Source organism: Ruegeria sp. PrR005 (assembly GCF_010500245.1).
In the GTDB taxonomy this organism is placed as follows: Bacteria; Pseudomonadota; Alphaproteobacteria; order Rhodobacterales; family Rhodobacteraceae; genus Ruegeria_B; species Ruegeria_B marisflavi.
On sequence record NZ_JAAGOX010000002.1, the window covers coordinates 16,347 to 34,581 of the forward strand.

Annotated in this window: 14 protein-coding genes; 9 read left to right on the top strand and 5 right to left on the bottom strand. The window is 60.0% G+C overall.

The window, feature by feature from the left end; translation table 11 throughout:
- Nucleotides 1-4 precede the first annotated feature (4 nt).
- The 4 genes from G0P99_RS01050 to G0P99_RS01065 form a co-directional block, all read right to left on the bottom strand.
- On the bottom strand, nt 5-1,252 hold the full coding sequence (locus G0P99_RS01050) for a lipopolysaccharide biosynthesis protein (protein WP_164126898.1): 1,248 nt from the start codon (nt 1,250-1,252) through the stop codon (nt 5-7).
- Nucleotides 1,253-1,257: 5 nt separating this feature from the next.
- Nucleotides 1,258-2,529 carry an O-antigen ligase family protein gene (locus G0P99_RS01055; protein WP_164126899.1) on the bottom strand — a complete coding sequence of 424 codons (1,272 nt, stop codon included), beginning with the start codon at nt 2,527-2,529 and terminating at the stop codon, nt 1,258-1,260.
- Between the two features lie 74 nt (nt 2,530-2,603).
- The gene (locus tag G0P99_RS01060; RefSeq protein WP_164126901.1) at nt 2,604-4,802 is read right to left on the bottom strand and encodes a polysaccharide biosynthesis tyrosine autokinase; all 2,199 of its coding nucleotides are present in this window, start codon (nt 4,800-4,802) and stop codon (nt 2,604-2,606) included.
- Nucleotides 4,803-4,849: 47 nt separating this feature from the next.
- Complete coding sequence (locus tag G0P99_RS01065) at nt 4,850-5,536, bottom strand: sugar transferase (RefSeq protein ID WP_239059628.1); 687 nt, start codon at nt 5,534-5,536, stop codon at nt 4,850-4,852.
- Nucleotides 5,537-5,835: 299 nt separating this feature from the next.
- Between G0P99_RS01065 and G0P99_RS01070 the strand changes: the two genes are divergently transcribed.
- Together G0P99_RS01070 and G0P99_RS01075 are read left to right on the top strand one after the other, a co-directional pair.
- Nucleotides 5,836-6,930, top strand: coding sequence for a glycosyltransferase family 4 protein (locus G0P99_RS01070; RefSeq protein ID WP_164126904.1), 1,095 nt, complete (start codon nt 5,836-5,838; stop codon nt 6,928-6,930).
- Entirely contained in the window at nt 6,923-7,819 is an 897-nt protein-coding gene (locus tag G0P99_RS01075) for a sulfotransferase domain-containing protein (RefSeq protein WP_164126906.1), read from the top strand. Before G0P99_RS01070 ends, G0P99_RS01075 begins: the two co-directional genes overlap by 8 nt.
- On the opposite strand, the gene G0P99_RS01080 is transcribed toward G0P99_RS01075, so the two are convergent.
- Nucleotides 7,820-9,025, bottom strand: a complete 1,206-nt coding sequence (locus tag G0P99_RS01080; RefSeq protein ID WP_164126908.1) for a glycosyltransferase family 4 protein — start codon at nt 9,023-9,025, stop codon at nt 7,820-7,822. It lies immediately after the preceding gene.
- Nucleotides 9,026-9,178: 153 nt separating this feature from the next.
- On the opposite strand from G0P99_RS01080, the gene G0P99_RS01085 reads away from it, so the two are divergent.
- The 7 genes from G0P99_RS01085 (at nt 9,179) to G0P99_RS01115 (ending at nt 18,055) form a co-directional block, all read left to right on the top strand.
- A complete protein-coding gene (locus G0P99_RS01085; protein ID WP_164126910.1) occupies nt 9,179-10,282 on the top strand; it encodes a glycosyltransferase family 4 protein in 1,104 nt (367 codons plus the stop codon).
- Nucleotides 10,279-11,784, top strand: a complete 1,506-nt coding sequence (locus G0P99_RS01090) for a hypothetical protein (RefSeq protein ID WP_164126912.1) — start codon at nt 10,279-10,281, stop codon at nt 11,782-11,784. Before G0P99_RS01085 ends, G0P99_RS01090 begins: the two co-directional genes overlap by 4 nt.
- A 157-nt stretch (nt 11,785-11,941) precedes the next feature.
- The gene (locus tag G0P99_RS01095) at nt 11,942-12,544 is read left to right on the top strand and encodes a TetR/AcrR family transcriptional regulator (protein ID WP_370462669.1); all 603 of its coding nucleotides are present in this window, start codon (nt 11,942-11,944) and stop codon (nt 12,542-12,544) included.
- A complete protein-coding gene (locus tag G0P99_RS01100; RefSeq protein WP_164126914.1) occupies nt 12,541-14,139 on the top strand; it encodes an acyl-CoA carboxylase subunit beta in 1,599 nt (532 codons plus the stop codon). Before G0P99_RS01095 ends, G0P99_RS01100 begins: the two co-directional genes overlap by 4 nt.
- Before the next feature lie 9 nt (nt 14,140-14,148).
- Entirely contained in the window at nt 14,149-14,940 is a 792-nt protein-coding gene (locus G0P99_RS01105) for a crotonase/enoyl-CoA hydratase family protein (RefSeq protein ID WP_164126916.1), read from the top strand.
- Complete coding sequence (locus G0P99_RS01110) at nt 14,937-16,913, top strand: biotin carboxylase N-terminal domain-containing protein (RefSeq protein WP_164126917.1); 1,977 nt, start codon at nt 14,937-14,939, stop codon at nt 16,911-16,913. The genes G0P99_RS01105 and G0P99_RS01110 overlap by 4 nt, the downstream gene beginning before the upstream one ends.
- On the top strand, nt 16,910-18,055 hold the full coding sequence (locus G0P99_RS01115) for an acyl-CoA dehydrogenase family protein (protein WP_164126919.1): 1,146 nt from the start codon (nt 16,910-16,912) through the stop codon (nt 18,053-18,055). The genes G0P99_RS01110 and G0P99_RS01115 overlap by 4 nt, the downstream gene beginning before the upstream one ends.
- Nucleotides 18,056-18,235 lie beyond the last annotated feature (180 nt).

Sequence of the window (18,235 nt, forward strand, 5' to 3'; positions counted from 1 at the left end):
GTACCTAGACCTTTGACCGTTTTACAAGAACGCGGCATACGATCAGCGTTGCGAGAAGATAGAAGAGGTTCGAAATCCCAAAGGACATGGCGGCGCCGATTGCACCATATTGGGGGATCAGGGCGAAGGCCGCGACAACACCGGCCAGAAACATCGACAGCGCGATGTAAACCCGAGCTTGGAATGCCTGAGCTGCGGTTACGACAGTCACCAGCGGTGACGCGATCAGGGCCAGTGCCGAGGCCGCCACGATGAGCGTGAGCAACTCGCGCTCGGCATAGTCCGCGCCAAAGACAAGTTCGATCACGGGTCTACCGAAAACCCAGGCTATCGCCACAGCGATGCCTCCAAAACCAGCAGAGACAAATGTCAGTTTCCGGGCCAACAACCAGAAGTGATCGTGTCGGCCCTCCCTGAAGTACCGTCGCAGGCGCGCGGCTGATGCGCTGCCCAATGTATTGGCCAGCATCGACAAGGCGGTGTGCGCATAGGCCAGCGCCCCGAACACCCCAACGGCCGCCAAGCCGGCTTGGCGTTCCAGAACAAGGGTTGGAACGCTTGCAGACGCACGGGCCAGCCACAATGCCACTCCGATGGGCAGTATCCACCATGCCAGCAGTATCAGACGCCGGGGGTCCGACCGGGTCAGTTCTGCCAGGGCAGTGCGCGCCCCAAGACGCGTGAGCAGGCGCAAGTCGACGATGTAGTAGGTCAGGAACCAGGCCGCCGCTTCGCAAAAAAGTGCAAGCGGCAGATTATGCCACAGCCAAAAAGCGACCCCATAGGCAATCAACCCCAAGGTACCCCGGGCGAAAATCGACCAGGCCACATAATCAAGTCGCTCGTCACGCTGAAAGATGCCGTGGTTCAGACTGGACTGCGCGCCAAAGAACTTTACGAGGGCAAACGCGAGGACGGAGGCGTGTATCAGCCCGCCATCCAGTTCATAGGTGGAAAACACGACACCAGCGGACAGGACGATGGCCAGAAAGCCGCCCATCACGCGGAGCGCCACATAGTCTGACCGGTTGAAGCGGTCGAGATCGTCCACCGTATGAACGTCGCGCATCCCCATCGAGGTCAGGAAAAACAGCGGTGTGACGATCGCCGAGGCCAGTGTCAGTGCGCCCACATCCTCCACCTGTCCCATGCGCGCGGTCAGGGCGATCACGGCAAACTGTGTGACGGCATAGTAACCTCGTCCAAGTGCGGAGTAGGCTACATTCCGGCGCAGTGAGGGGGGATTGGCCATTGAGGTCATGTCACAGCGACATTGATGCCGGATGGCGATTTGGAGCGTTGGGACGTAGAGCGTTGGGCCAGCCGGTTAGCGGTCACGATGCCAAAGAACGCGCTCAAGGCGATCCACTCGCCAAAGCCCGGGTGCCCGGCGTCACCGGCCACCCAAACTCTGAAAAAGGGAAGCATGGGAAGAACGGCCACCCATTCGGCCCGGAGCGGTAAAACCCATTGCGCCGGTCGAACGACGATCGTCGCCACAAATCGAAGCCAGGATACGATCATCAGCAGATAGGTGGATACGACAAGTAGGAACGGCACCAAACCCGCGTGCAGCCAGGCCCCCAGGAAAAGATTATGGACGAGTTGGCCGTTTATCTCGATCAGGCCCGACCCTCGCAGTGGATTGCGTTCGATATGCGCCAGGGCCCAGCCGTATTGCGTAAGGCGACCTTCGGTCGAATTGTCGTTGAAGGACAGTCTGGATTCCAACTCGTCCATCGCGGCTGACCCGGCGGAGAGCAAAAGGATCAGAACGATGGCCAGAACCAGGATGGCGAATGACTTGACATAGAACTCTCCCGGATTGCGGACGCCTTCGCGCAGCAGCCTTATCCAGGCCGCAATCGGGATCCCCAAGGCCGAGATCATGAGCACCGACCGGGTGTTGAAAATCACCAGAACACCCAGCAGGAACACGGTCAGGGCAATGCCGACAAAATCCGGTCTGGTACTCGTGTGCCCTGATCTGAGCAAGATAAGGGCCGTGAACATGCAGACGGCGACGATGTTTTTCTCAGAGGCGGGAACTTCGACGCCGGCAGGGGCCACCGTTTGGAAAATCTCCCGCAGGAAATGATAGAAGATGTAATCCAGATCTCCGGTTGTCGCAAAGCGGGTTATCGCGCTGACCCAGCTTACGCCGATCTGGCGTGCCAGGTACTCGGTCACCAGGAAGAAGAGAACGATCGCCAGCACACCGCCTCGGCGCAGAATGCGATTGTCGGCTTTGGCTGCGACCAGACCCAAAGCAAAGGTCATTCCGCAAATCACAAAGAAGACCTGCCGCAACACGATTCCCTTGGACGGCGCGCCGGCCAGGTTGATCGACAGCAGAGCGAGGTAAATCATGTAAACGATCAGCCACGGAAACACCGCTGGCAACAACCCGCTGAGCCCCGCCGCAAAACGGTTGGGGAAGCCGCACAATACGATCCCCAACACGATGGCAGCGACATAGGGAACTTTCAGTTGAAAACCCGCGGCGGATGCGACCTGTATCCAGGTCAATGACAAGGTAGCCAATAGAACCGTGGTTGCCCAAAGCAACATCCGGGGCGTTGTTGCCCTGGGTGTTGCGGAGTTCATGCCCTTCGCCCCCAATCCGCAATCGAGGTGACTTTGCCCGCGCGCGTCTTCTTGGCCGTGGCATGCGGACGGTCATACAAGCGATAGGTCTCGCCCAGCCAGGGATCATCGTCCAACTCGCTGAAATTCATCACAACGCCCACGATTTTCCGGCGGGACAGGCGGGTCAAGGCCCGCTCCGCGGCTGCGAACTCGGTCTGCCCCCAGCGCACGACGAACACCACCTTGTCGCTGTTCTGGGACAGGATGGCCGAGTCGGCAGCATTGGCTGCCGGAGGGCCGTCGATGATGATCATGTCATAGTCGCGGCGGGCTTGATCCAGAAACTCTCCCAGTCTGGGCGATTCCAGGGCATTGATCGGCATGTCCGTGAGGATACCGGCGGGCAAGACGTCCAGGACGCCATCGCTGCCGCTCGCGCCCGACTTCCACTCGCTGCCCTGCAAGATGTCGGCCAGACCAACTTCGTCTTCCAGACCGAATTGTGCCGAGAGACCCGCGCGGCGAAGATCACCGTCAATGAGGAGAATGCGCTGACCCGCAACATTGCCCGAAGTCGCCATGGCCGCCGCGATGGAGCTCTTTCCCTCTTGCGGGGTCGTGGAGGCAAGGCAAATGACTGGTGCCAAACTATCCGCCGAGCGATTATTGCGAAGGGAATAGCGCAGCGCCGCAATTCTCTCTGTATACGGGGCAAGCGGCTCCTGCTCGATGATGTCGGGAATCCGCTGTGTTTTGGTCAGCTTGGGCAGCTGAACAAGCACCTTGAGGCCCAAAACGCTTTCGACCTGTGCCGAAGTCTTGAACGTTGTGTCCAGCGCTTCGCGAGCCAGACCCAAAAGAATGCCAGCGATATTTCCCAGCAGGAAGCTGAGGATCACGAAGACTTTTACCGGGGGATACACCGGTTCGAGCGGCACGGTTGCGGAGGTTACCACCTGAGTACCGCTGGTGGTGAAAGATGTGATCTCCTCGGCAAGACCCGCATTGTTCAGGTAGCGCTCATATCTGATCCGATAGGCTTCGGCCACGCGCTCCAGCTGTTGCAGATCAACGTTGTTGCGAATCTCGATGGTTGATTGTCCACCAGCCAGGCTGAGTGCGTTGGTCAGAAGCTGCACACGGTTCTCGGCGGTCTCGACCTCGTTGGCAAGAACACTGATCATGCGTTCTAACTGTGCGTCGACCTGTCTTTCAATGGCGGCCTTTTGTTCACGTACCTGTTGCAGTCGCGAATTATTGCTCCCCGATGTCGCGCTCAGATCCCTTTCCCGCAATTCGATTTCCAGAAGCTGAAGTCGCAGTTCCGTCAGGATTTCCGAGTTCTGGACCTCTGGAAGGTTGAGTATATCACCATCCTGTTGCTGCAAGGTCCGCGCCCGGTCCAGTGCCGCCTGCTTCATCGCCAGATTGGCATTGGCTGCGACCAATTCGGCATTCAGCTCGGTCATTTGTTGATTGCTGAGGGTTGCTCCACCTGCCTCGCCAATCAACCCGTGTTTGACCCGGAAATCGGTAACGGCCTTTTCCGCGCGGGATACTTCGTGGCGGAGTTCTTCGGCCCGGGCATCAATCCACTTGCTGATCTGCCTCGCGTCCTCGCGTCGCTGATCCAGACGTAATTCGACATATGTCGCTGCCACTGCCTCTGCCACACGACGCGACAGAGAGGGAGAGTTCGCACGTACATCAATAGTGATTACGTTCGTGTCGCCCTCGCGGCTGACGGTCAGGGCCTCTGACAGCTTGTTCTTGGCGTTGAGGGTCGGACGATCCGGTGCGCCCTCGGGCAATGCTTTTTCTTTCTCGTCCCTGGCCAGCAACACTGATTTCAGTGCTCGGATGCCTTTCGTCAAAAGCCCGGGTGGCTGCGACTGGAAAAAGGGCTCCGATGTCAAGCCAGCGTCCCGCACGACCTTGATCAACGTGTCATCCGCTTCGATCAGCAGAATCTGGCTGTCGACGTAACTGGTCCCGGTCGTGGGAAAGGTGGGATTTTCCGCTTCGATCGGGTTGGTTGCGGGCCGTTCGATCAACAACTGGGCGGAACTTTTGTACAACCGTTCCATTCGCTGGACGGCAAGGATCATGAGCGAAGCGCAAACAAATCCCAAGACCAAAATGCGAACGGCATGTCGCCTCAAAAAGGCAAAAGATTGCCGAAATATATCGGCCAGCGACACTTCGCCGTTCATGGACCCATCCCTTTGCTTGCGGGTCGTGTTGTTTGCGTTGTCTTCGTTCATCGACCACGACACTGAAAAATCACCAAGCCGGTCTTGAGCATCAAACCCAGATCTCCAAGCAAGCTTAGCTTGTAAAAATAGGTTGCGTCCATCATCACGCGCTCTTCATACGAGACTCTGCCGCGCCCGTTTACCTGCCACAGCCCGGTAACGCCGGGGCGCAGCGCAAGGTATTTGGGCAAGTGAGATCCATAGCGCACAAGCTCTTCGTCGGTCACCGGCCGTGGGCCGACAAAGCTCATATCGCCTCGAATCACGTTCAGCAGCTGCGGCAGCTCGTCCAGACTGGTGCGGCGCAGGAATCGGCCAATGGGCGTGATTCTTGGATCTTTGGAAAGCTTGTGATGTTCTTCCCATTCCTTTCGCGCGCTTGGATTGCTGGTCAGATGCTCCTTGAGCGCCGCGTCAGCATCCACGCGCATTGTTCTGAATTTCAGGCATTTGAACCGCTGGTGGCCCTTGCCCACACGTTCATGGGCGAACACCGGAGGCCCGCCATCCAGCATCGTAATGACCATGAGAACAAGCATGATCGGTAAACTCGCTACCAGCACCAAAACACCTAAAGCCACATCAAAAGACCGCTTTCCGAAACTCCGGTAGAACCCTGTTAACTCCGGAAGTACGATGGCCTCCATATACCGTTGATCGGCCAGCGATAGCTGAACCCTACCTAGTTTCATTCGGAGCCCCCCAGCCCAGATAACCCTACGAAACTTGAAGGTATCATTTTTATATGGTTTTTCGCATAAATTGAGGCAGTCAATGAAATTCCGATATGGAAACAGTCTGTTTCTGTTGATGAATGGTGAACAGTTAAGGGCTGATCTGCTGAATTTTCCGGCATTCGGGAACACTGCTTCTGAGCGAGACAATTATGGTTAACCGAACAACCGGGAATCATCGGGCAGACAATGCGGACGGGTCTGGCAGTGCGCGTGTCTCGGGCACCGCTGGAAATTCAAGCCAGACGACAAGGATCTTGAATGTCTGCGAAACCGCACAGGGCGGCGTAGGCCGCTACCAGGACCTGTTGCAAGCACTTGAGCCTTTCGGGTTTTCGCTTTCGGTCCTTTTGCCGGAAGCCGACAAGGGTATCCTGCGGGACTCCAGCCGCGCCGCCACGTTTCAGAGAAGCCGGCGGGGGCCGGTGGCGATGTGGAACCTGCTGCGCGCATTTTGGCTGCAAAGACGGCAATTGCGCCCCGATCTCTATTTCTTTCACAGCACATTCTCGCTGCTGCCTTTGATGGTCCTGCGTCTGGCTGGGGACAGGACGCCCGCGGTGTATTGCGCACATTGCTGGGCTGCGAGCACGCTGCAAGCAGACGGGTGGAAGGCGCGCGTTGTTCGGTTTGTCGAGGGTAACCTGTGCGGACTTGCCGATCTCGTTGTCAATGTCTCGGCCTCGGATGCCGAAACCGCAGGAAAGCTCGGATATCGTGGCCATCATGTGGTTGTCGAAAACGCCGTGGGTCCACCTGACCCGGCCGCTCGCTCTGACCTGTTCGATCGCCCTGCGTCGAGCCGCGTGAACCTGTTGTTCGTCGGCAGGTTCGACCATCAAAAAGGGCTGGATCTGCTCTTGTCGGCCTATGATCTTGCACGCTCTAGAAACAGTGATTTGCATTTGCACCTGGTCGGGGGTGCGGTGCGAGGGTCTGAGATGCCTGAGTTGGGCGAAGGTGTTAGCTATCACGGTTGGGTCGGGCCGGATGAGATCGACAGTTATTATCGGTCTGCCGATGCCCTTGTCGTTCCTTCCCGCTGGGAAGGATTGCCGCTGGTGGTTCCAGAAGGCTACAGAAACGGCACTCCGGTGATGGTCGCGCGGCGCAGTGGCATGGAAAAGCTTGTGGACGAGGGCAAGAATGGCTGGTCCTTCCCGCTGGAAGTTACGGCGCTGGCGGATCTTCTGTCGAAAGTGGGCCGCTATGAATTGGCCAAAATGAGACCTGCCGCTGAAAAAACGTACCAAGATCGCTTTTCTCAGGAACGTTTTGCTGCGGAGATGGCAGAGAACCTGCATGCGCTCTTGAGAAGAAAGCGGAGTAAGGGGACCGATAGCAATGAATGAACGCTTGCCAGGTCTGATCATTGCCGGAGTACCCAAAGCAGGGACATCCTCGATCTTTGACTGGCTCGACGATCATCCAAAGACCCAAGGGTCGGTTCCGAAAGAAACCTGTTTCTTCATGGATCCCGACAGTCACGCCTTTCGCCCTGATTTCAATTTTGGCCTCGGCCTAACGCACTATCCCAAGGCGTTCGCCAAAACCGATGACCCTGGTTGCCTTCTGTTCGAAGCGACACCTGCGTATATCTACAGCCGTACAGCCCTGGCCGAGATCCCAAGGCTGGAAAGTGCGCCGAAATGCCTGTTTGTCTTAAGGGAACCGGCATCGCAGATACGGTCCGTCTATCACTATTTCAGTAACAACTGGGCCTACATCCCGTCCGAGATGAGCTTTGCCGACTTTTTGGAGGCTTCGGAATGCGGCAGCCACGATTTCGGTGGTAACGAATTGGCTCGCCATGCCCTGGACTGCGCTGATTACCTACCGTGGCTTCAACGGTGGCGCGACCGGCTCGGCTGCGACCGGATCAAGGTCTGCCTGTTCGAAGATCTGAAACGCGATCCCTTGGCGTTCATGTCGGGGATTGCAGCCTGGTGTGGCATCGACCCACGTTTCTACGACGACTATGCATTCGAAGCGAGCAACGAAAGTTACAACGTGGTCAATCGCCGCCTTCACAGTCTGAACATGGCGATCAGGGATCGCCTCCCCAAAGGGCGCGCATATGAATTCGCGCGGGGTGTTTACCGGCGTTTCAACACGCGCCCTGCGGTAAAGGACAAGACTGACGACGCATTCCTTCGATTGCGGGAAAAGTTCGAGGTCACTTATGATCCGCTCGAAAGGGAATTCGGGTTGGATTTGTCTGCCTGGCGGGAACGGGGGTAATCAACGCCGCCGCTGTAGCATTTCCTCGTATATCGAGAGCAGCCGGGACAAGTGATTTTCCGGGGATACCAGACGTTCCAAATCGGAAGACTCGAAGTCACCGATCGATTGGACCAATCTGAGACTCTCGGCCAGTGTTTCGATGTCTCTCTTATCGTGCAGAATACCATTTACGCCGTGTCTCACCACTTCGGAGGCAGCCGTCCAGCTGCCACAGACAACCGGAATACCGCGAAGCAGCGCCTCGATGGGGACAAGAGGCTGACATTCGTACCACTGACTGGGAAACACCAGCGCGCGCGCTCTTTCCAGGCATCTCTGTACCTCTTCGGGTGAAACCCATCCGGTGATTTCCGCTTGCGGATATGCTTCTCGGATGCTCTCCTCCTCTGGACCGTCACCCACAAAGAGCGCCGGGACACCTGCCATTTTCGCGGCTTTGGCAAACGACAATCCGCCTTTTTCAGGGGACAGTCGCCCGACAAAGACGAATGTGTCGTTGCTGGCAGAAGTAATCTTTGCACCACCTGTTGCCACCGGATTCGGCAGAGCGTGCAGGTTCACATCATCCGCAAGGTAGGGCCGCATCGCTCGCAGTTGGGTTTCAGAGATATAGGCGACATCGTGCAAATGGCGGGGAATGCGTCCAGGGCCCTTTGCAATTGCCGAGCGGGCAACGCGCCAGACCTTGTGGCTCACATGTCGGGAATCGCAATTCCTGGTCAGGCAGGCAGTGGCGAGCGGTTTTCGTGTGCAGATCTCATTGGCGCGGTAGTCGTAGAATCCGCCATTCGGACATGCCAGAAAATACTCGTGCATTGTGTAGAGCACAGGCAGCCGGCCATCGGTCAATGCCCGGCCGACAGACGGTGACAGCGCTTTTGCCCAACCATGACAGTGCAAAACCGTCGTGGCCGGGTCATGTCTTTGAATTTCCTGTCGGAGTGCTCTTAGAGCCTGGGAGTTCCACAAGCCGGTGGCCATCGCGTTGATGCGGCTGGGATTGTCGGCCAGCGTTTTCTGATCCAGGCAAACGGTCCGGATGTTCGGATGCTCAAGAAGAGAGCTGACCGGCCCGGATGCGGCAAAGAAACTGACCTGAATACCGGCATCGGCCAGCAGGCGCGCGCTGTCGATCGCGACCTTCGCCTGACCGCCGTTGACTTCGGCAAAATCTCCGACAATGAGCACGTTCCGCAAAGGCATCCGTTTCTCCCCGGGTCAGGTTGCTCAACAGCCTAGGGCTGGAAATATATTTGATTCAACGATATTTTTTCCAACAAGTATGATCGTCCGCGCTAAGCCTGCGGTACTTCGGGCATGGTTGCAACGCTCCAAGTACATGAAGGAAGCCGTGTATTGGCCCCGCATATTTTATTCATTGCCAACGAAGTTCTGGGCTGGTCCAGCTACGCAGAGCAATGCTCAAGTGCCTTGATGGCGCGGGATGATATCCGGGCTACGGTCTTGCGGCGTAAACTGCCGCGGTACAAGACAATGCTGATGCGCCGGCACGCCGATGGAGAGTTGGCTCGTAAATTGCGACCGCTTGATCCCATCTCGGCGCACGCCGGTTTTCTCGGACAGGACATTCGAATCGCAATTCAAAAACACAAGCCGGATCTGGTTCACGTCGCGGCTCACTGGCCGGCAGGGGCACTTCCGATTGGGGCGGATGCCCCGGCCATGAGCGTTGCACTGGATTGTACACGGGCGGCAATCGGCCGGGATCTGCCTTTGCCGGGGTGGAGCACCAAGGAGTGCAGGACCGAAGCGGCCTTGCTTGCGCGGGCAGATCATGTGTTTTGCATGAGCGGTTGGGCCGCCCAATCGGTTGTCCGGGATTATGGAGTGGCGGCCGAACGCGTGACTGTTCAGGTGCCTTCACTGAGCCCGGACCACTGGCCGAAACAGGTTCCGGCAACCGATCGGCTGCCTCAGATCCTGTTTGTCGGCAACGATCTCTCCCGCAAGGGTGCCCATAGGTTGGCCGGTTGGGTCAATGGGCCGCTGAAGGGTCTTTGTCATCTGCACATTGTCAGCAAGGCGCCTGATCCGGGCCTTGCGGGTCCGGCTGTCACCTATCATGGGCGTGTACCGCATGACCGGTTGATGTCGGACATCTTTCCGCAGATGGACATATTCTGCCTGCCAACGCGGCTCGACATGTCTCCGCATGTGTTGGTCGAGGCGGCTGCGGCCGGGCTTCCTGCTGTGGCTTCCCGGATCTGCGGTACACTTGATCTTGTAAGAGACAAAGAAACGGGGGTGTTGTTGGACCCCGACGACGACGAGGGCTTTGTTCTTGCGCTAAAACAATTGATCGCGGACCCTGCACTGCGGCAGAAAATGGCCTTGGAAGCCCGCGCCTTGGCCCGAAGAACTTTCGATAGCCAGGTGAACTTTGATCGAATGATCGACATCCTGGTCGAGGTGGTACGGAATCGGGGCGTGATGCGGTGACGGAACTGGATGCAGCCTTAACAGATGTGGATCGGTCCGAGCTTGATGGGCGGATCGACGGCTTCTTGCTGAACCGCCTGGATCCCGGTGCCGACCGTTTCAAGCTTTGCCAATTCGTTCCCGTCCCGACCTGGAACCGTTTCGATCTGGGGTTCAAGCTTCTGTATCTCGATTCTCTTGCGGGTTTGCCTTCGGAGTTTTCCGAGCGGATTTACCTGTCTCACATCTCGGCGTTTTCTTTAGGAGACATGAAGGAACCTGGAAGTCTCGACAAAAGCGGGGCGCAACGGTTCATCGGCGATTTTCAGACGATCTATCGCAGCTTTGCCGCCGACGGGTTCGATCCAGACCAGAGCCTGATCCCGCTTGCAAGGGACGGTAGTCCCCTGAACGGAGGCCATCGTTTGGCCAGCGCAATGGCGCTGGGCAAACCGGTTGTCGGGGTGGAAACCGGGCTTGATCCGATGGTTTTCGATCACGTGTATTTTCGGACACGTGGTATGCCGCAGGCCGATCTCTGTGCCGCCGCGACACGGATGGTCGCCGCAATGCCCGATGCGGCGGTTGCGCTGATCTGGCCCGCCGCAAAGGGAAAAGACGCCGAGGTGGAGCGGCTTGTCGGCCCGCTTGTGTTCAAACATGAGGTCACCTTGGGCGCAAACGGGGCTCACAATCTGCTGGCAAGGATCTATCGAGGTGAGCCGTGGCTTGGCGATCCCGACGACAACTATCCGGGCATCGAACGCAAGTTGGTGAAGTGCTTTTCCAATCCCGGTCCGGTGCGGATGATGATTTTCGATGCTCCGCCAAGCGTCGATCGCGTTGCGCTGAAAGAAAGGATCAGGGCTATCTTTGGCATCGGAAAGGACTCGGTGCATATCACCGACACGCATGCAGAAGCGATCGAAGCAAGCCGTCTTCTTCTCAATCGCAATTCGGTGCATTTTCTGAACAACGCCCATCCGATGGCGTTCGCGGCGACCCGCAAGATGGCAGGGGCGCTGGTCGATGCCATGGCACGGGCAGGAATGCCGCCTGATGTGTTGGCCGGCGATACCGGATTGGTGATCGGCGCATACGGCTTGCGCCCCCCCGGCGACATTGACGTGATTGCAGACAAACCGCTGACCGGTGGCATGGCGGATATCGCCGAACAGCATACCGGGCGTTACCGCGACTGTTCCATCGGCGATCTATTACAGGATCCGGCTCTGCATTTTTATTACTTCGATTTGAAATTCATCAGCTTGAGGCAGGTGTATGTGCTGAAGTCCAATCGCGCCGCAGGACGGGATGTGGATGATCTTGCGCTGATCGAACCTTTGCTGGAGTCTTCTGGGAATACAGATGCTTTCGAGAAGATCTTGAAGTTTCGAATACTGAAACTGCGGGTCCGGCGGCAGTTGATCAGGTTACTGTTTCGCATTGGCATAGGCGATCAGATGCGCCGCATCTATCGCGCCGTTAAATCCGGGCCAAAAGGTTCGGGCGAGGGTAGATAGGCCACTTCATCAACACTGACCGTTTTGCGAACCGTTCAGCCAACCCGACTGACCGGACAATTCCTGTACCTTCACGGCTGGGCTGGCGGGAGGCGATGAAAATTGACAGGTATCGAGAATCAACCTAACGTTTGTTAGAGATCAGTGGAATAAAACTGTGGAAGATACCTCATCAAGACAAACGCGGGACAGGATTCTGCATACGGCAGCCGAGCTTTTCGGGCAGCAGGGCTACTCGGGGGTTTCGATGCGCCGCATCGCCGATGCCTGTGAGATGAAGGCAGGCAGTCTCTACTATCACTTCGGATCAAAGGACGAGATCCTGAGCGAGGTGCTGAACCTGGGCATCAGCAAGGTCATGGCGGCGGTTTCGCAAGCGCTGGATGAACTGCCCGATACCGCGACTGCGCCCGAGAAGTTGCGTGCGGCACTGGCTGGGCACTTGCGCGCTCTGCTGGAATACAGTGTCTTCACCTCTGCCAACGTGCGCATCTTTGGTCAGGTTCCCGAAGTGGTACGGCAGGCAAATCTTGACGCGCGACGCGCCTATGAAACCCTGTGGGACGAGTTGCTGGCAGGCTTTCACGCGGGGGGAGCGCTACGGGCCGATGTTGATCCGCGCAGCTTACGCCTGATGGTGATCGGGGCATTGAACGCGACACTGGAATGGTTCGATCCCGCGCGCGGCGATGTCGATGGGCTGGCGGCGCGCTATGCGGATGTCTTGTCGCATGGGGTTTTCCGGAGAGAAGGTGAATGAGCGTGTTCAAATCTTCGGTCGAAGCGAAGAGCCCGGAATTCGCCGCCAACAGCGCGGTGAACGACGCGCTGGACGCAATGTTGGGCAAACGATTGCAAGACGCGATGGCGGGCGGGGCCGAGCGATTGCGCCAGCGGCACAAGGCGCGTGGCAAGCTTTTGGTCCGCGACCGGATCGACCGGGTGCTGGACCCCGGAACGGCATTTCTGGAACTGTCGCCTCTGGCCGCCTGGGGGCAATACGGCGGCGAGGTCAATGCCGCCGGGATCGTTACCGGCATCGGCATGGTGCATGGCCGCCCTGTCGCGATCATCGCCAATGATGCAACCGTCAAAGGGGGCAGCTTCTTTCACGAGACGATCCGCAAACATCTGCGCGCACAGGAGATCGCCGAGGCGAATGGCCTGCCATGCCTCTATCTTGTCGATTGCGGCGGCGCCTATCTGCCCGAGCAGGACCGGGTGTTCCCGGATCGGGACCATTTCGGCAATGCCTTTTACCGGCAATGCCGGATGTCGGCGCAGGGACTGCCGCAGATCTCGGTCGTGTTTGGCGGCTGCACGGCAGGGGGTGCGTACATCCCGGCGCTGTCCGACCAGGTGATTATGGTGCGCGGCAATGCGCGCATCCATCTGGGCGGCCCCTCCATCGTCAAGGTGGCGATCAACGAAGAGGTAGATGGCGAGACGCTGGGCGGGGCCGAGATGCACACGCGGGTCTCGGGCGTGTCCGATCACCTGGCCGAGACCGAAGACGAGGCGCTGGCGCTGGCAAGGCGGTTGTTGCGCGACGTGGATACCGGCCGGTGTCCCGTAGCTACGGCCGCGGTGCTGCCACCGCGCCACCCCGCCGAAGAGATCGCGGGGGTGATCAGCGCAGATCCCAAGCGGCCCTATGATGTGCGCGAGCTGCTGCTGCGGCTGGTCGATGACAGCGCGTTTCAGGAGTTCAAGCCGGATTGGGGCGATACGCTCGTCTGTGCAACCGCGCGCATTCACGGAATGACGGTGGGTATCCTGGGTAACAACGGCGCGTTGCAATCGGACAGTTCGCGCAAAGCCGCGCATTTCATCACACTGTGCGACCAGCGCGGCATTCCCTTGCTGTTTCTCCAGAACATCACCGGCTTCATGGTGGGAACCGAGGCCGAGCGCGGCGGCATCGCCAAGGATAGCGCCAAAATGGTCTATGCGATGGCGACCGCGCGGGTGCCGCGCCTGACCGTGATCGTCGGCGGATCCTATGGGGCGGGAAACTACGGCATGTGCGGGCGCGGGTTCCGGCCCGATTTCCTGTTCTCCTGGCCAACGGCGCGGATCGCCACCATGTCGGCGGACATCGCGACCAATGTATTGCTGGAACTGCGTCGCGGCAACCTTCGGCAGGACCCGCCGACTGAGGCGGAACTGAGCGAGATCGAAACGCGCACGAGGGCCCAATATGCCGAGCAGAGCGATCCTTATTACGCGACCTCGCGCCTGTGGGACGATGGGATCATCACGCCCGGCCAGACCCGTGCGGTGCTGGCAATGTGCCTCTGGCTGGTTCTGGGCCGACCCGGCCCGCGTGGTCATACCCCTGTTTTCCGTATGTGAGGTGGCTTCGTGAGCTATGACACCCTGACCCTGTCGGTCAATGCGCGCGGCGTTGCGACCCTCACCCTGAACCGGCCCGAGCGGCACAACGCGCTGAACCGTGCCATGATCGACGAGTTGCATCATGCCGCACTGACGCTGGGCGCGGATGCTACGGTGCGGGTCGTGGTGCTGACCGGCGCGGGGCGCAGTTTCTGCGCCGGCGGCGATATCGGCTGGTTCCGTGACACGCTGGCGCTGGACCGGCAGGGGCGCGTTGCCGAAAGCAGGGCGCTGGCCGAAATGCTGCACGCGCTCGACCAACTGCCCAAGCCGCTGATCGGCCGCATCAACGGCGCGGCCTACGGCGGCGGGACAGGGATGATCGCGGTCTGCGATCTGGCGGTTTGCGACCCTACGGCGCGGTTTGGCCTGACAGAGGTCCGGCTGGGGCTGATCCCGGCCAATATCTCGCCCTATGTGGTGGCGCGCATCGGGGCGGCCCGGGCGCGGTCGGTGATGCTGTCGGGTGCGCTCTTTGGGGCTGAGCGTGCGCACGACATCGGATTGGTCGACCAGATCGCGCCTGAAGCAGGGCTGGAGGCGGCCGTAGAGGCGGTGGTGGCCGAACATCTGCAAGCTTCGGCCAGCGCGGTGGCCGCCACAAAGCGGCTGATCGCCTTTGTAGAGAGCCACGACATCGAGGCCGCCAAGACCTATACCGCCGAAGCCCTGGCCGACGCCTGGGAGACGCCGGATGGGCGGGCGGGGATTGCCGCCTTTCTCGACAAGCGGCTGCCGCCGTGGAGGTCGGACACATGACCATCCGCCGTCTTCTGATCGCCAACCGGGGCGAGATCGCCTGCCGGATCATCCGCACCGCCCGACGGATGGGGATCGGGACCGTGGCGGTCTATTCCGATGCCGACCGCGACACGCCCCATGTGCGGGCGGCAGATGCGGCATATCACATCGGCCCACCCGAGGCGGCGCAAAGCTATCTGGACGCGGCGCGGCTTATCGCGGCGGCACGGCGTGCAGGGGCCGATGCGGTGCATCCGGGATACGGGTTCCTGTCCGAGAACGCCAATTTTGCCGCCACCTGCGCCGAAGCCGGGTTGGCGTTCGTGGGACCGCCGGCAGAGGTGATCCGCGCCATGGGATCGAAGATCGAGGCGCGGCGCCTGGCGGCGGTGTCCGGGGTACCCGTGGTTGCAGGGCACGATGCAGCGGATCCATCGGATGCCGAACTTGGTGTTGCGGCCGACCGGATCGGCTTCCCGCTGCTGGTCAAGGCCAGCGCCGGGGGCGGCGGACGCGGCATGCGCATTGTCCGCGAGCGCGCGCAACTGCCAGCGGCGCTGGCGGCTGCACGGGCCGAGGCGCAAGCGGGGTTTGGCGATGCGACGTTGTTCCTGGAGCGTTTCTTGACGCAAGCGCGCCATGTCGAGGTGCAGGTACTGGCCGATACTCAGGGCACAGTGCTGCATCTCTTCGACCGCGATTGTTCATTGCAGCGCAACCATCAGAAGGTGATCGAGGAAGCTCCGGCGCCAGGGTTGTCCGACGCGCTGCGCCGGTCGATGCATGAGGCAGCGGTGAAACTGGCACGCTCTATCGGTTATGTAAACGCGGGCACGGTCGAGTTTCTGGTGGACCCGGCCAAGGACTCGTTTCATTTCCTTGAGATGAACACCCGGCTTCAGGTCGAACATCCGGTAACCGAGATGGTAACCGGGCTTGACCTGGTGGAATGGCAGTTGCGTATCGCCGGGGGCGAGGCGCTGCCGTTCTCGCAGAGTGACATTGTCTGTGCCGGCGCGGCTGTTGAGGCGCGCATCGCCGCCGAAGATCCGGCCGCGGGATATCGCCCCGAGACGGGGCGGATCGCCCGGTTCGATCCAGCCCCGGGCTGCCGTACCGATACCGGTATCGAGGAGGGGAGCATCGTGTCGCACCACTACGATTCGATGCTGGCAAAAGTCATCGCGCAGGGACCGGACCGAGGCACTGCGCTGGCGCGGTTGGAACACGGCCTTGCGGGTATGCAGGTGGGCGGTGTGGTCACCAATATCGGCTTTCTGTCAGACCTTTGCCGCGCCGAAGCTTTTGCCCGGTCTGATCATCATACCGGAACCATCGCCGAACTCTTCCCCGAAGGCTGGTCCGCACCCGAGGCTGGCCCGTGGCACAAGGCGGTAGCGGCCATGGCGCGGATCCTGTCCGACCATCCTGCTCGGTCTACTCCGTTCGAGACGCTTGGCGCATGGCGGCTGCTGCCCGGGGGTGGGGCGGTCTGTTACATCGAGCGATCGGCGGTTGAGGTGAAGCAATCCGGTTCCCGGTGGGCTGTCACTTTGCCGGAGGGCGAGACATTTGGCTTCGATCACGTCGCCCTCGACAGCGGCCGGCTGATTTTCGAGGCGGATGGCATGCGGCACAATATCGGCGTCTTGGTCGACGAGGCTGGCGTGACGATGATGACACCCGTCGGTCGGTTCTCGGTGGCTGTCCTGCCGGGCGAAGGCGCATTGCTCGACCGCCTGGCACCGGGGGATGAAACCGGCACCGAGATCCGCGCGCCTATGCCAGGCCTTGTTGTCGAGGTGTTGCACCCCGAAGGCTCCCGCCTGAAGCGGGGAGAACCGGTCGTGGTGCTGGAGGCGATGAAACTGATGCAGACCCTGAACGCGCCATGTGACGGGGTGCTGGACAGCCTGTCCTGCATCCCCGGCGAGACGGTTGAGAAACACGCGCTATTGGCCGCCATGACCCCGGAGGAGGAGAACCCATGACCCGACACCTGTTTCTGGAACCCGAGCATGAGTTGCTGCGCGACCAGGTCCGCCGATTTGTCGCCGAGCGGGTGCATCCCGAGGCCGACCGGTGGGAGGACGAAGGTGCCGTTCCCCGCGAGATATTGCACGACATGGGCGACCTGGGGTTTCTCGGTATCCGCTATCCCGAGGAATATGGCGGCAGCGCCATGGATACCCGCGCCACGGCTGTTCTGGCCGAGGAACTGGGGCGGTCGACCTATTCGGGTTTTGCCATCACGGTGCTGGTGCATACCGATATGGCCTCGGTCCATCTGTTCAACGCGGGCTCGGCGGAGCAGCGGGCTGTGTGGATGCCGGACATCATTGCCGGGCGCAAGATCGTCGCCGTCGCCGTGACCGAGCCCGACGCCGGGTCGGACGTGAAAGGCATCCGCACCAGCGCGCGGCGGGAGGGGGACTCCTATGTCCTCAACGGGTCCAAGATGTTCATTACCAACGGGGTGCACGCGGACCTCTACTGTGTGGCGGCCAAGACAGACTCCGGCGGACCGGCCAGCCAGTCGGTGACCATCTTTCTGGTTGAGAAGGGCACGCCGGGCTTTGCCGTGTCGCGGGCGCTGGACAAGCACGGCTGGCGGTCTTCCGACACGGCCGAGTTGTCGTTTGCCGAGTGCCGGGTGCCCGCCGCCAATGTTCTGGGCGAAGAGGGGCGCGGGTTCTATTCGATCATGAAAAATTTCCAGAACGAGCGGATCGTGCTGGGGGCAATGGCGATGGGCGAGGCGCAGGCGGCGCTGGATCTGACGCTCGACTATGTCAAGACGCGGCAGGCATTCGGCGAACCGCTCTGGTCGAAACAGGCGATCCGGCAGCGGCTGGCGATGCTGTCGGCACGGGTCGCCGCCGCGCGCCAGTTCGTCTATGCCACCGCCGCCCGCGACGCGGCGGGCGAGGACGTGGTGCGGGAGGTCTCGATGCTCAAGGCGCTGTGTGGAGAGCTGGTAAACGAGGTGATGTACGACTGCGTCCAGTTCCACGGCGGTATGGGTTACATGCGCGAAAGCACCATTGAGCGGATGGCGCGCGATGCGCGCGTTCAATCCATCGGCGGCGGTGCGACCGAAGTGATGCTGGAAGAGGTGGCCAAGCGGATATGAGGACAGGCGAGCGCGACGGCGTGTTCCAATGACCTGTACCGCGCTGTGGGGAGAGGTTTTGGCGTCTTGCGTGTCCAAGACTGTCAATTTCGCGCCGGCGCGGTAAGCTACGTTGCTCTGGTTGGCCGTATCCGAAGTTCATATCGTTGAGCCGCTCGTATTGCGCCAGCAACCGGGTGT